Raw genomic sequence first — 15177 nt, 5'->3', positions numbered from 1 at the left:
CACCTATCTAAACAAAAGATCATGAAACTTAGCAAAATAAACATAATAACAGCCATAGCCTTCGTAACTGCTATTACGTTCACTTCCTGTAGCAAGGACGATGGAGCGATTCCAGACAATGTTTCTTTTCAGGATATTCCGATGATCAGCATCAACCTGGAATCGAGCAGTACCGTTTTCACCGCCCTGATCCCATTTACCGATCAGGCTTCTTTCCAGGGGAAATACAAGTTCTCAATGTACTTTCCTGATAAAACGCCTCCTACCAAGATCGATGTGGTAGCGCGGAAAAGAAATGGTACCACGAGTGCCGTTAAATTGATCAAGGCAGACGTTACCAGCTTACCAGCCAGCTTTACTATTACGGCGGCTGAACTGGTGACCTTGTTTGGTGGTCCGCTGGTGTTGAAAGACTCTATCGACATTGCCCACGACTTTTATGTCGGTTCGAAGAAGTATGAGGCCTGGCCCGCTTCCGGTGTCGTTGGTTCCGGTCCTGGCGTAGTCGGCATGTCCGGCGTAGGCTTCGGAGAAAAGATCACTTACATCGTACGATAATTACAGCCCCACCCCGGATTTTTCGAGCGTGTATCAATTGATACACGCTCTTTTTTTGTCCACCAGGCTATCCTGGCATTTCGCCTGGAAGGCGCCCCAGCATCCGGACCGCCCTATCAACAATTTCCACCACCTACGCAACAATAAGAATATCAAATACTTGCAACACTCCTGAACGATTTCTTTCCAGTTCACTCCAGACAAAGCCTCCCTTCCTTCCCCGCTCGCCCAGCTTTCATTACCTTTGCACTCTTTATGAAATCAGGGTTTGTAAGCATATTCGGTCGCCCCAACGCAGGCAAGAGCACTTTACTGAACGCCATCATGGGCGAAAAACTCGCTATTGTATCACCGAAAGTGCAAACGACCCGGCACCGCATCAAGGGAATTCTTACCACCCCCGAGTACCAGATCATCTTCTCCGATACACCTGGTATCATCGAACCCAAATACAAACTCCAGGAAAAAATGATGCAGGCGGTACAACAGGCCCGGGAAGACACCGACGTGGCTGTTTTTCTTGCCGACATCAACGACAACCTGGAAGAACTCAACACCCTGTTCAGCTCCATTAAACTCAAAGCCCCAGCTATCGTAGCGATCAACAAGATCGATACCGCCAAGGCCGACAAGAAAGAGGCTGCTTTCAGCTTTTTTCAAAGCCAGCCTTACTGCAAGGAAGTAGTGGGAACCTCAGCCCTCAAAGGGTTGGGCGTGGATGTTTTGCTGCAGACCATTGTAAAGTTCATGCCGGAGGGCGAACCCTTCTTTGCCGAAGACGAAATGACTGATCTGCCTACCCGCTTTTTTGTGGCAGAAATGATCCGGGAAAAGATCTTTTACCTGTTCAAAGACGAAATCCCCTATCACACCACCGTCATCGTTCGGGAATTCAAAGAAAAGAGTAGCCTGGTAAAAATCACGGCTGACATCGTCGTACAACGTGAATCACAAAAGGCCATCCTGCTGGGCGAAGGCGGGAAAATGATCAAACAACTTGGCACAGATGCACGCAAAGACATCGAACAGTTCATCAATCAAAAAGTATTTCTGGAGCTCTTTGTGAAAGTGAGGCCCAAATGGCGCGACAACGATTTCATGCTCAAAGAATACGGATATCATTAAAAATAAGAAGCAGTTATGGCTGGTTTTACGGTAGCAATAGTTGGTAGACCCAACGTAGGGAAGAGTACATTTTTTAATCGCCTGCTCGAGCAGCGCAAGGCCATCGTGGATGATGTGAGCGGTGTAACCCGCGACCGCCAGTATGGTGTAGCCGACTGGAACGGTAAATCGTTCAACGTGATCGACACCGGCGGATTTGTACCCCAGAGTGAAGATGTATTTGAACGGGAGATCCGCAAGCAGGTGATGATTGCCCTCGATGAGGCCAATGCCCTCATCTTTATGGGCGATGCCGCGACCGGCATCACCGACCTCGATGAATCGATGGCCGATGTACTGCGCCGTACCTCCAAACCTGTTTTCCTCGTGGTGAACAAAGTCGATAATCCCGAACGCATGCTTGAAGCCACCGAGTTTTACGGACTTGGGTTCGACAATGTGTTCTTTCTGTCTGCCATGAGCGGCAGCGGCACCGGTGAATTACTGGATGCGTTAACAGAATTGATTCCCGCCTCACCCGCAACCGAATCGGAAGAAGATCCAGGGGATACCGGCGAAGAGGGGGATGAAAAACCAGTCGTACCTACCATTCCCAAGTTTGCCATCATCGGTCAGCCCAATGTGGGTAAATCCTCGCTCCTGAACGCGCTGATCGGGCAGGAACGCACCATCGTCAGTGATATCGCCGGCACTACCCGCGATACTATCCATACGCATTACAACCTGTTCCAAAAGGAATTCGTTCTCATCGATACAGCGGGTATCCGTCGTAAGACCAAGGTGAGCGAAGACCTCGAATTCTATTCCGTGATCCGGGCCATCAAGGCCATGGACGAAGCGGATGTATGCCTCCTGCTGCTCGATGCCGAGAAAGGTATTACCGCGCAGGACCTCAGCATTTACAGCCTCGCCGTACGTAAGGGGAAAGGCATAGTGGTACTGGTTAATAAATGGGACCTGATGGAAAAGGTTACCAACACAGCCCGGGACTATGAAAAGGAATTGAAAAAAAGGCTGGCACCTTTCAATGACGTGCCCATTCTTTTCGTTTCTGCCAAGGATAAATTGCGCATACACAAGGCCATTGAAATGGCATTGGATGTATTTGAAAGCAAGCAACGCAGGATATCGACTTCCCAGCTCAACGAGGTGATGCTGAAAGCCATCGAGTCGTACCATCCTCCTGTAGTGCGCGGCAACTCGATCAAGATCAAGTTTGTGACACAGTTGCGCACCCATGTACCAACCTTTGCATTCTTCTGTAATTTTCCGGACGAAGTAAAACAGCCGTATAAGAATTACCTGGAGAATCAGTTGCGGGAAAACTTTAATTTCAAAGGAGTACCGGTAAGATTGTTCTTCCGTAAGAAATAACAACGGCTTATTGTAATATCAACACGTGTCATTGGTCGGTATCAAACGACCAATTGCAAAATGTTTGCATAATAACAAAAAGATATTACTTTTGCGCCCATCTCATCAAACTCAAAAAAGCAATTCCAAATGAAAAAGTTACTCGCTATTTTAGCTGTTGCTGGTTTTTTAACTGCTTGCAGCGACGGTGGTACTGCTGAAGAAGCAAAAGGTGATTCTGTTACAGCTCCTGCTACTACCGCTACTACAGACAGCCTGACTACACCTACGCCTGCTGCAGACTCTCTGATCAAAGCTGACAGCCTGAAACCCGCTGGTGATACAGCCGTTAAGCACTAATAGTAGTCTACCAAGATATTTTACTATTGCACGAATTTGGCCTTCCCCCGGGAAGGCTTTTTTTATTGAGAACCAGTTACCTGAATATGGTTTCCACTACTTATACATTTATAATAACCTGCTGAAAATCATTATTTTCCGAAACATTGCCAAGGATCATAAATTTTTGCCTATATTGTTTCGCTGAAACACAAAGGTTAACCCATAACCCCTTTAAACCTCTGGAATCCATCTTCCTGTGTGTACCATTTCTGGTTACATTATTCTTTGCCTGTAAACTACACTATGTATGAAGCAATTCTACCTGCTCTTAACGGCATGCCTGTGCTTGGCTATGTCCGTCAATGCCCAAACGAAATATTGGATCGGCCCCTCTGGCGGCACCTGGAGTAATCCAGCCAACTGGTCCTCGTCGACCGGCGGTGCTCCGGAAGCAGATGTGCCCAATGGAAACACCTACAATGTTATCCTCGACAAAAACGTCACGATCGACGTCAACATCGGCACCATCAATCTTAACTCCTTATCGGTTACTGGTTCCGTTACGGTTCGTCTGCAGACCACCACTACCGCAAGCGAAATTGTTGTGCGCAATACAGCCGGCAATGCCCTCGATATCGCTAGCACTGCCACACTGGAGCAATATGCCGCAGCGGGTTTCGATTTAGGTATTCGCTTTTTTAACAACGCCAAAGGCCTCGTGGCCGGCAACTGGAATCTCCAGGGCGTCTCTACCCCCGCCGTGGGTGCTGCCTACACTCAACTGCCAGGCACCACCGGCCTGTCTAACCTGGTGACGGTCAGCGGCAGCATTAAAATAGGGACCGAAAGTATTTTCCAATCGAGCGTTCCTGCCTACGTGGCATTTACCAACACCTCCACTTTGGAAATTGCGCGCGATGGCGGCAGTATTCCCCGCGTGACCTGGGATGCGGCTTCCACCTTGTTATTGTCCGGAACTACCACCTCGGCACCAGCCTGGAGCACCCCTGTGGTAGCCACCGGCCTGGGAAACGTCGTGATTAACTGCCCGGGGGCCATAGATGAACTCTCGCTCAACTTGCCCAACAATCTCCTGGTAAAGGGAAACTTCACGGTCGTCAACACCAATAACCAACAATTAATATTGGGTAATGGGGTTACTACAGCAAGCATGAGCTGCACCATTGAAGGCAATCTCGATTTATACGATGATACGTATGTGTCTGTCGGGGGCGATAACCTGCTGAACAGCTACACCCTTCAGATTGGGGGCAACATCCTTATGATCGGAGGTATTCTGGACCTTCAAAGTACCACCGCCGCCGCCACGCAACCGGTTACCCTGCGGGTTAAAGGAGATATTATTCAGTCAGGTAGTTCTCAATTCATCTGCTCTAATAATACCGTTAGTACCACCACCGAATTATTTGTCGTGGAGCTGAATGGAACGGCATCTGCTCAACAGGCATCTTTCGGATCGGAAATCCTCGACAATACCAATCACCAGGTGGTGCTGCGCCTGAACAACGCCCTTGGTGCTACCTTACAATCCAACCTCCAGGTAGGCAAACTCAGCTGGAACTCGGCAGCAAAAGGCATCTTAACAGTAGCTACCGGCAACTATCTCTATGTAGCCAATCCGGATCTGGCCGACCCATTGGTGGTGAACGGCCCTTCGTCCACCGGTTTTGTAGCCGGCAAAATTCGTCGTGCAGTACAAACTACAAGCTATTTCTCTTTGCCGACTGGTAGTGGAACTACCTTAAGAGCTTGTGAGCTGCAACCAGCCTCCAATGGTTTGTCTGTCTATGAAGCAGAATATGTAGCTGGCGCCTACCCCACCACTACAGTAACCGCTCCGCTGACAGCAGTCTCTAACCAGGAATACTGGAACATCTCCAAAATAGCTGGCAGCAATGCCGTCGTACGTCTCACACTTGCAGGTGCAGTGCCTGGCGCCTCAGCCACCGATACGATCGTGATTGCTCATTTTAATGGTAGCACCTGGACCGATGTACGTGGCAGCCAACTCACGCCAGGTAACAGCACCACAGGGAGCTTGACGACCGTTGAAATGTCAAGTTTCAGCCCCTTTACATTTGCCTTCACCGCCAATAGCGCATTACCGATCTTCCTGACCAGCTTTACCGGTCGCCAGGAAGGTACCGGCACCTTACTCAACTGGGCCATCACCGACAATAGCACACCCAGGGAGTTTGAGATATTGCGTTCTACCAACGGCACCAATTACACCAGCATCGGTACTGTACAAGGTGAAGAAAGAAAACTGAACTACAACTTTACGGATACCAAGCTGCCCAATGGGACCGTATATTATCGCCTGCGCATGGTCGACATCAACGGTTCTGCCGAATTGAGCCGGATCGTCACCATCATGAACGGTAGTAAAGGAGTAGTGATCACTTCCATGATGCCAACGCTGGTAACCAGCAGATCCAGATTGCAGATCACCTCTTCCGACAACAACAATATAGAGTTGGTCGTAACGGATCTATACGGGCGCTCGGTACACCGCCAGGTTCATGGAATTACGAGAGGAAATCAGGAAATTTGGCTCAATCTCGCCAACCTTCCTGTCGGCACCTACCAGGTAACCGGTTATCTCCGTGGTGGAGAGAAGACCAGCACACTCCGGTTCATCAAACAATAAATACAGACATCTACATACGAAAATCCTCCGGCTTAAATCGCCGGAGGATTTTTTTTCGTAGCTATGGCTGGCAACATAACTGCCAACCATATACTATGTCAAAATCCAAAACACTGCTCATTTTCTTAATCGCTGCCCACTTTATGGGCATTGGCCAGGTACGTTGGACAGGTCTCGGTGGCGATGGCCGTTGGAACAATGCCGCCAACTGGGTCAACAATTTACTCCCTGCTACCACCAGCGACGTAATTCTTGACAACTCGCAGCAAACGGGCAACTATTCGGTCACGCTGCCCAATGGAAGCACTACCGTCCGTTCTGTTACGATTTCTCCTGCCGGCAGCAACACCATCGAATTGATACTACCAGTCACCAACACCAGCAATCCCACACTCACGCTGAGTAGCAACAGCAATTCGCTAATACTTAACAAAGGCGCAGTTTTCAGGAATTCATCCGGCGCAACCACGGGAGATCCACTATCGCCAGCCGGCACCATCTGGATCGGCAATGGAGGTCGTTACCTGCACAATACAACCCGGTCACATACCCTGGTCGTAAGCAAACTGTCAACTGCTACCGGAACGGAAACAGGCATTTTTGAATTCGACGTGAAAGGAGGAGGCCCCATCATTTCATTTGCAGGCAGAACCTTTGGGACTTTAGTATTATCTGCGAAGGCCAATGGCACCACCAAGGCCTACAATGCTTCCGGCTCCACGGCCACCCTGATCCGCGGCGACCTGGTGATCAATGATGGGGTAAGCTTCAACCTCGATCTGAAAGCGGTCATCACCATCAAGGGAAATTATCAGCAACTGGGTGGCCGGTTCAACCTGGGTTCCAATGCCAACCACACCCTGGTCAAAATAGCCGGACACCTGGAGCAAACAAAAGGAGACATCACAACGAATACCACCGGCGACCTGCCTACCCTCGAACTGAATGGAACGGCACCGCAGCAGGTTACGACTGCCAGCAAAGGCATCGTTGGTACCGTCACCTGCAAGGTCAATAACCCATCCGGTATTGTATTACAAACCCCACTATCGTTACCCTACCGCCTGCAATTGACAGCCGGCCGGATCAGCACCAGCCACACCAACTTATTGACGTTACAGGCAACCGCTTCCATCCAGGCAGACACGCTGGCTACCGGCAATTTCATTGAAGGCCCATTGAGGAAAGAGGGACTGCTGAATACCCCTCAATTTCTGTTTCCCGTCGGTCAGGGCAAAACACAACGTTGGCTGACGTTGATGCAGGCAACGGGTAATTATACCGTAGAATTTCATAGATCCACACCCTATGCCAAAAGCAACAAATACCTGGCGCCGATCCATCACCTATCCTCCATCGAGCACTGGTCAGTCACTGCAGATCTTACCAGTGCTCCGCAGGCAGCCATCAAGCTATCCTTTAACGACCCCAACAGTGGTGGGGTCACCGATCTTTCAGCGCTGCGGATTGCGCGGCTGTTGGCCGGTAACTGGATAGATGCCGGCCTTGCCGGGTTTGCCGGTAGTGCAGGCTCCAACGGGTTTGTAGTCAGCGATCCCATCACCGGGCTGGGAGGCAGTACCCAATACTTTACGCTGGCCAGTACTTCCGGCAGTTTCAATCCGTTGCTGCAAACGCATCGCCTCGCCGCAACATACGAAAGCCACTCTATTACCGGCGCCGTACAACCTACCGTGACGAGCAGCCATACACAACTGAGGCTACACAGCAGCATGAAACTACCCTGTCAGGTACAGGTCATCAATTACATGGGGCAGGTTTGTCAACAGCTCTCCTGGCCATTGAACAAGGGAGTCAATAGTATCCCACTCGACGTATCCGGATTACCGGCCGGCATCTATACGATACGACTGGCGGGCATGAAAGAACGGATGGATCCGATACGGTTGATCAGGCAATAGATTACCCGGTCAATGGGCAGCATCGTTTGAACGCAGCAGCCAGCATACCGCGCTTCCCGGATAACACACAAAAAAACGGCCGCCTCAACGAGTAAGGCGGCCGTTTAATACTATAAAGTGTGTTTACACGAGTTTAAATGTCTCGAGGAACTTGGTATTGAAGTTACCCTTGATGAAGTCTTCGTTCTTCATCAGTTGTTGGTGGAATGGAATGGTCGTCTTCACCCCTTCAATAACGTATTCATTTAATGCACGGCTCATGGTGTTGATCGCCTCTTCCCGCGTACGGGCTACAGCAATGATCTTGGCGATCATGGAGTCGTAGTAAGGAGGGATAACATAGCCTGCATACACGTGCGAGTCGATACGGATACCGTGACCGCCGGGCTGGTTCAATACAGTGATCTTTCCGGGACTAGGACGGAAGTCATTGTAAGGATCCTCGGCATTGATACGGCACTCGATCGCGTGCATTTGTGGTTCATAGTTCAAACCACTGATGGCTTCGCCGGATGCTATTTTGATTTGTTCTTTGATCAGGTCAAAGTTGGTGACTTCTTCCGTTACGCAATGCTCTACCTGGATACGGGTATTCATTTCCATGAAGTAGAAATTGCGGTGCTTGTCGACCAGGAATTCGATGGTACCCACACTTTCATACCCGATGGCAGAAGCCGCTTTGATAGCAGCATCACCCATGCGCTGACGCAGTTCGGGCGTCATGAAAGGAGAAGGAGACTCTTCCACCAGTTTCTGGTGACGGCGCTGGATCGAACAGTCACGCTCGCTCAGGTGACATACTTTACCATAACGATCACCAGCTACCTGGATCTCGATGTGACGGGGCTCTTCCACGAACTTCTCCATGTAGATACCGTCGTTCTTGAAGGAAGCGGCAGCCTCCATCTTGGCAGTTGTATAAGCTTTTTCGATCTCTTCTTCGTTCCATACTACCCGCATCCCCTTGCCACCACCACCGGCAGTTGCTTTCAGGATGACAGGATAGCCAACTTCTTTTGCCAACACCTTGGCCTCATCGAGGCTTTGGAGCAATCCCTCGCCACCAGGTACCACAGGTACGCCGGCTTTGATCATGGTTTCTTTGGCAGTGATCTTGTCGCCCATCGACCTGATCTGGTCGGGTGTGGGTCCGATGAACTTGATATTGTGTTCGCCACAGATCTCGGCAAAACGGGCATTCTCTGCGAGGAATCCGTAGCCGGGGTGAATACCGTCGGCATTGGTGATCTCGGCAGCAGCCATGATGTGAGGAATATTGAGATAAGAATCGGTACTGGCAGCTCGACCAATACAGACGGCTTCGTCGGCAAATTTTACATGCAGACTGTCCTTATCAGCCGTAGAATAAACTGCTACAGTTTTGATACCCATCTCGCGACAGGTACGAATAACCCGTAAAGCAATCTCTCCACGATTGGCTATTAAAATCTTTTTGAACATTCTTTTGGGTTGAGAATTTGAGGACCTGAAGACCTGAAAATGGCTATTCTCCGATGATACACAGGGGCGTCATTCGCACATCAGCACACTTCCAAATATCCGATTAATTAGGTTCTACGAGGAACAGCGGTTGGTCGTACTCTACCGGTGAAGCGTCTTCAACCAGCACTTTCACGATACGGCCTTTTACTTCGCTCTCGATCTCATTGAAGAGTTTCATCGCCTCGATGATACAAACCACTTTACCAGGCAGTACTTCATCGCCGGGTTCTACAAACACAGGCTTGCCGGGTGAAGAGCTACGGTAGAATGTACCGATCATGGGGCTCTTGATGGTGATTAAATTGTCGGCAACAGCTTCAGCCGCTTTGGGCTTATCACTTGTTCCCTGCGCTGCTGGTGCTGCAATGGCCTGGGGTTGTGCAACCGCGGGCAAAGCCACAGGCGAATGAAGAGGAGCAGCAATTACGTGTTGAGCAGGTTCTTCTTTTTGTTTGATGGTCAGTTTGAATCCCTTTTCTTCTATGGTCACTTCACCGATGTTGGACTTGTTGATCATCTTGATCAACTCCTGAATTTGTTTAAAATCCATCTGTTTAATAGTTTATGTTGACGGTTGGTTCGGGCAAAACAGGCGGCTAAGATAAGGATAACACACTAAATATACCCAAAACCCCTTTTTAAATGCTAATATTCAATACAATGCAATAAAAAAATGGACAACAGATAGCTCCATTATCCATTCGAATATGCTAGTATAAGAACACAATAGTGATCATTGTTATTCCTTCACACGCTCCACATACTCACCGTTCTTGGTGTTGACGCGGATCAACTCTCCTTCGTTTACAAACAGGGGCACGTTTACGGTAGCACCGGTTTCAACAGTAGCAGGTTTCAGCGTACGGGTGGCTGTATCGCCTTTCATACCTGGCTCGGAATAAGTTACTTTCAACACGATCTTATCGGGCAATTCCACACTCATGGGCTGCTCGGTTTCTGTGTTAACCAGCATGGAAACTTCCTGTCCGTCTTTCAGAAACTGCGGAGCATCAATCAGTTCTTCGCCCAGCGCGATCTGCTCGAAGGTTTCGTTATCCATGAAGTTGTAACCACTGTCGTCTTTGTACAGGAACTGGAAGGTCTTCCTTTCCACACGCACCGGATAGATCGAGTCACCGGAGTTCCAGGTCTTTTCAATACTGCGTTTGTTGTCAACGCCTTTCAGTTTAGCCCAAACTTTGGCAGCGGCACGGGCGGTTTTATTTTCACCGAAATCAACGATGGAGTACAAGCTGCCATCCAGTTTAATGATCATACCACGGCTGATATCTGAGGTACTTGCCATAAAATAGCTGAAATTTATTAATTACTAATTTTTCGACCTCCGCTCCCAGGCCTAAACCGGGCGGTAGGGGCAGCAAAACTACGGCAAAATTGTCACCACACAAAAGGGAAGTAAAAGTTGGGAATCCGCTCAAAATGAGCCCTTCGGGATCATTGGGGAGGGTTGGAAACAGTCTGCAGAAATCGGCCAGCCATTTGTCAGCACATTTGCCCGTCACTGGAAACCAACAAACGGCAAAGCCGGCGGAATACATCCGTCCGGCCACCCGTTGACTTAATACTAACTGAAAAACTATCGGAACGATCGACCCCTGCATAGGTCAATCGATGAAGTTCAAAAGGCCTGCCTACAGATAAACTGCCCGGAAAGCTTCCATTGCATTGGGAGCCGGAAGAAACTTAACTGCATAGGTCCTGGTTTCCAGCACAACAGGCTTGCTGTTATAGCTGGTTTGCCGGGAAATGGTCAACCTGGCAGTGCCCGGACTAATAGGTTTTATCGAAACGATGCTTCCTTTCATCGATACATGGCCCTGGTCAAGCGATGCCACGAGTTGATCATCGGGTACACCTTTGTATTGAACCGGCAGGTGATTTTCAAGACCAACAAACAGGATATTCTTTTTTTGCGCATCTTCTACCAGCGATTTGATGGCAGAGATCCTGTCTTCTGTTTGGCTCTTTTCCTCCCTGGAAGGCGCTATAGTGATCTTTTCATCTTTCTTCAGGGTAATAAATATCACTCCATTTTTAGCACGGGCACCATAGATGGCTTCCGCATCTGGTCCCTTTACCACCTGCATCGACTGGATACGTTCGGGCTGCAGGTCCAACGCACGAAAACTGGTGCTGTCATATGCTTTGCCTTCTACAATGATCAAACCAGGGAATCCAGGTTGGCCGCTTTTTAACTCGTTGCCATTGATCACGATCCTGGTTTTAGAACCGGGCTCTGAAGAAACACCTCCATCTATCCGGCCATACCCTATCACTTTGAGATCAGTCGCCGGTGATGTGGTAGTCTCGGCGGGATGCCCTTCACGCGTGATCAATTTCAACTTAATGGGCTCTTTGGCTGGTACCGGAGTGGATTTTTCTTTGGCACCTCCTTTCTTGGTCGTAATCAGGATCACCCCATTACGTCCCTTTTCGCCGTATTGAGCAATGGCCGACGCATCCTTGAGAACGCTGATGCTTTCAATGTCGTTGGGATCGAGCGTCTTCAATATATCGTCGTTATGCGGCTGCTCCTCACCATCGACAAAATACAACACTTGGCCGGGGGTGCGCAACCGAACTGTATGCGGGTTAGCTGGCCCATTCCGGCTGGCATCGATAAATATCCGTGTAGAGTCTCCTCCCCTGCCAGTTAGCTGTAACACGATATTACGGGTAGTATCAACGCGTTTCAGTTGCAGGTTCACGGGAACAGTGTCACCGGGCAATGCCTGCATCAGCTTTTCCGATGCCGGATAAGCAGGTACCGGCCCGGCAATCGCTGCCACTTCGGGCGTCAGGATCGTCATCTCTCGCAAGTCCTCCTTGATCGCAGCATTCCGGAAAGCCAGCAACGAAACGGTTACCAAGGGTAACACGAAAAGGAATTTGACCAAATGCACTTTGGCACTACGCATCTTATTCATCATCGCAATACGTTTTTTAAGAGAAGAAAAATTGAACTGGCTGGTAATGGCAAAGGCAGGTACACCAACCACTTTCAGTAACAGGTATTGATATTGTTTCCGATCGAGACCAGCCTTCAGGACATGGTGGTCTGCAATGAATTCGAGGTTCTGACGAATGGCCTTCCGGATCAACCAGGCGAATGGATTGTACCAGTTGAGCAGGCAAAGCAGTTCACTCCAGAGAATATCGGCCGTATGCCGTTGCTTCACGTGGATGAATTCGTGGCGGATGATCTCTTTCAACTCCAGTTCATTGTGCTGGTGCTGGTTGATAAAAATAGAGCGGCCAAATGAAAAAGGAATGATCATCTTATTTACCTGATAGATCTTCACCTGCTCATCGGAAATCAATTCCGAACGTCGCCTGATCTTACGGAGAGAAATATATTGAATCAACAACCTCGTCAGCATCACCAGCATGCCAATGACCAGTACGCCCGATAGCAGTATCCATACATTGGGTATCGAGGTACCACCCTCACCTCCCTGGTAGTGCCCTACAATGGGGATCAACTGTACCACCATGTTCTCATTCCAGGCGCCTTTTTCCAGCAAAGGATTGATATCGACAAAAGGAATAAAGAAACTGATCAAAGAATAGCCCAGCAGGTACCATCGGTTCAACGTATAAAAGGTCAGGCGGCGCAATACGAGAGCATAGAACAAGTAAACCACCGCAAAACTGATCGCTAACTTTAGTAAGTACTGGGCTATGTATGGCATAACTGATCTTTTACTGAATCAATAATTGAGCTTTTGATGGAACGATACCCGTCCATTGGCCACTTTAATGAAATATTTTTCAGGATGTGCTTCGTAGGTATAGATGCCAATCGATGAAAAAGATTCGACTGAAAACATTTCCCGGCTATCTCCATAGCCGATCACACCATCGATGGATACCAGCAAACCATCCTTGAACACCATATTTTTCCACTCCATCGAGTAACCTTTTTTGTTGAGCGTTTGGATGATCTCATCCAGTTGCTCACGGGTGGCGGTGCTTTTGATCTCTACCAGCGGATGAGCGCTCATCGCACCAAAAGCATCCCGCGACGTAGCATCGGGTTGAATTTCCAGTACCCTGCCCGAAATGGTTACCTGCTCGAGCTTAGGGAGTACATTACGCACCTCCACCACATCCGCCACAATTGCAGTACCGGTGACCTGTGTCTTAGCAGGCTGCCCGGTAATAATGACTTCTTTTACTTCCCCGGGGCGTACGGCCTGGCTACCATCTGCCTTTCTCGCAGCCAACACTTTATTGACCAGTTGCGAAGCGCTGGCAGGCTGCTCAGTTACGCTACCCGTACCAGTCACAGCGACATCCTGTACGCTGGCCCTGGCCTGTATGCTTTCACCAGTAGCCTTCGGGAGCGCCACCCGCACATTGGTCACCTCTATTACCTGCCCCTTTCCAGTAATGGCCACATCCTGCACAACAACCGGTGGTTTAGGTGGAGGCGGTGGTGTTGCCCCGTTTTTACCAGGAGCAGGAGGAGGAGTAACGGCCTCTTTGATCAGTACAGGCGGGGCCGGTGGAGCAGGCGGATGAACACCCTTTACAGGAGCTGGTGGCTGTGGCGCTACAGCATCCCGGATGATGACGGGAGGCGTTGGTGGAAGTGGCGGAGTCGCCAGTTCACCATATTCTTTCTCGAAAGCAGCCTTCACGTCGGACTTGGTGAGATCGTATGTTTTGGTGGTACCATCGGCCAGGGTTACCCGGGCCGTTTTTCCATCTTCTTTGATGTGGATATACCTAATGCCCTTTTCTTTGAAGGCTTCTTCAATGGTTTTGCTTTTTTTAGGCAGGGTATCGTTTGTAACGATAGCAACAGGTGCGTTGTTGAAACTGACATTCCGGAAAGCCAGCAATACCACTGCCAGCAATGGAACGATAAACAGGAAGCGCACGAGGTGCACCTGGGCTGTTTTATTCTTGTTCATCATGACAATTCTTTTTTTTAAGGATGAAAAATTGAAATGTGAGGTGAAGCTGAACGGCGCAACGCCAGTTACTTTCAGTAAAAGCAGCTGATATTGTTTTCGATCCAAACCGCTTTGCAACACCTGGTGATCGGCTATGTATTCAAGATTTTGCCGGATGGCTTTCCGGATAAGCCAGGCAAAAGGATTGAACCAGTTGAGCATACACAAGACCTCCGTCCACCAAAGGTCTATCGAATGACGCTGTTTGATATGAATGAATTCATGGCGTATAATTTCCCTTAACTCATTGTCGGCATGAAGATGACGGTTGATGTAGATCGCATTCCCTGTGGAAAAAGGAATGATCTTCTTATCTATATGGAACAAACGTACTACCCCGTCGGATAACAGTACCGCAGATGATAGCAACCTCCGCAGCGAAAGATATTGCAACAGCAACCTTCCCAGCATCAGTACACTGCCAGCCATGATCAGCAGCAGGGTCAAAACACCCCAGCTAATGGCCTGCTGAACCGGTGTGGCCTCCCCACCAGTCACCACGATCACCGGTATGTAGCTGACCATTGGCGCATCCTGCAGGCCGTGTCTTTGCAGCAGATCCCCGATATTGATAAAAGGGATCAGGAAACACGCGGCTGGATACAGCAGCAGGTACCAGCGGTTCCAGTTGTAGAAGGTGAGCCTTCTCAGCAACACCCAATAAAACAAGTACACCACGGCCAACGCTATGGACAATTTCAGAATGTACTGCTGCATGATG

At 49.3% G+C, this 15177-nt stretch carries 11 protein-coding genes; 6 read left to right on the top strand and 5 right to left on the bottom strand.

What is annotated here, in order from left to right; all coding sequences use genetic code 11:
• The first annotated feature begins 21 nt into the window (after positions 1-21).
• The 6 genes from P2W70_RS03350 to P2W70_RS03325 all read left to right on the top strand — a co-directional run bounded on the left by P2W70_RS03350 (position 22) and on the right by P2W70_RS03325 (position 7971).
• Positions 22-558, top strand: coding sequence for a hypothetical protein (locus P2W70_RS03350; protein ID WP_276480006.1), 537 nt, complete (start codon positions 22-24; stop codon positions 556-558).
• Positions 559-813: 255 nt separating this feature from the next.
• Positions 814-1683 (top strand): GTPase Era, encoded by an 870-nt coding sequence (era, locus tag P2W70_RS03345; RefSeq protein WP_276480005.1) that lies wholly within the window; start codon positions 814-816, stop codon positions 1681-1683.
• Positions 1684-1698: 15 nt separating this feature from the next.
• Positions 1699-3057 (top strand): ribosome biogenesis GTPase Der, encoded by a 1359-nt coding sequence (gene der, locus P2W70_RS03340; protein WP_276480004.1) that lies wholly within the window; start codon positions 1699-1701, stop codon positions 3055-3057.
• A 129-nt stretch (positions 3058-3186) separates the two neighbouring features.
• Entirely contained in the window at positions 3187-3396 is a 210-nt protein-coding gene (locus P2W70_RS03335) for a hypothetical protein (protein ID WP_276480003.1), read from the top strand.
• Between the two features lie 289 nt (positions 3397-3685).
• On the top strand, positions 3686-6049 hold the full coding sequence (locus P2W70_RS03330; RefSeq protein WP_276480002.1) for a hypothetical protein: 2364 nt from the start codon (positions 3686-3688) through the stop codon (positions 6047-6049).
• A 95-nt stretch (positions 6050-6144) separates the two neighbouring features.
• Positions 6145-7971 (top strand): hypothetical protein, encoded by a 1827-nt coding sequence (locus P2W70_RS03325; RefSeq protein ID WP_276480001.1) that lies wholly within the window; start codon positions 6145-6147, stop codon positions 7969-7971.
• 123 nt (positions 7972-8094) lie between these two features.
• Here P2W70_RS03325 and accC read toward each other — a convergent pair whose 3' ends face one another.
• From accC to P2W70_RS03290, 5 genes are all read right to left on the bottom strand, one after another.
• Positions 8095-9432, bottom strand: a complete 1338-nt coding sequence (gene accC / locus P2W70_RS03320) for an acetyl-CoA carboxylase biotin carboxylase subunit (protein ID WP_276480000.1) — start codon at positions 9430-9432, stop codon at positions 8095-8097.
• Positions 9433-9535: 103 nt separating this feature from the next.
• Positions 9536-10024 (bottom strand): acetyl-CoA carboxylase biotin carboxyl carrier protein, encoded by a 489-nt coding sequence (gene accB / locus P2W70_RS03315; protein ID WP_276479999.1) that lies wholly within the window; start codon positions 10022-10024, stop codon positions 9536-9538.
• A gap of 189 nt (positions 10025-10213) precedes the next feature.
• Complete coding sequence (efp, locus tag P2W70_RS03310; protein ID WP_276479998.1) at positions 10214-10780, bottom strand: elongation factor P; 567 nt, start codon at positions 10778-10780, stop codon at positions 10214-10216.
• 346 nt (positions 10781-11126) lie between these two features.
• Positions 11127-13187 (bottom strand): M56 family metallopeptidase, encoded by a 2061-nt coding sequence (locus P2W70_RS34375; protein WP_338119794.1) that lies wholly within the window; start codon positions 13185-13187, stop codon positions 11127-11129.
• An 18-nt stretch (positions 13188-13205) separates the two neighbouring features.
• Positions 13206-15173: a M56 family metallopeptidase gene (locus P2W70_RS03290; protein WP_276479997.1), complete on the bottom strand. Its 1968-nt coding sequence runs from the start codon at positions 15171-15173 to the stop codon at positions 13206-13208.
• Positions 15174-15177: the final 4 nt, after the last annotated feature.

The organism is Paraflavitalea pollutisoli (assembly GCF_029360705.1).
Lineage (GTDB): Bacteria > Bacteroidota > Bacteroidia > Chitinophagales > Chitinophagaceae > Paraflavitalea > Paraflavitalea pollutisoli.
Note: the sequence above shows the minus strand (reverse complement) of the source record. Positions and strands in the feature narration are given on the sequence as shown.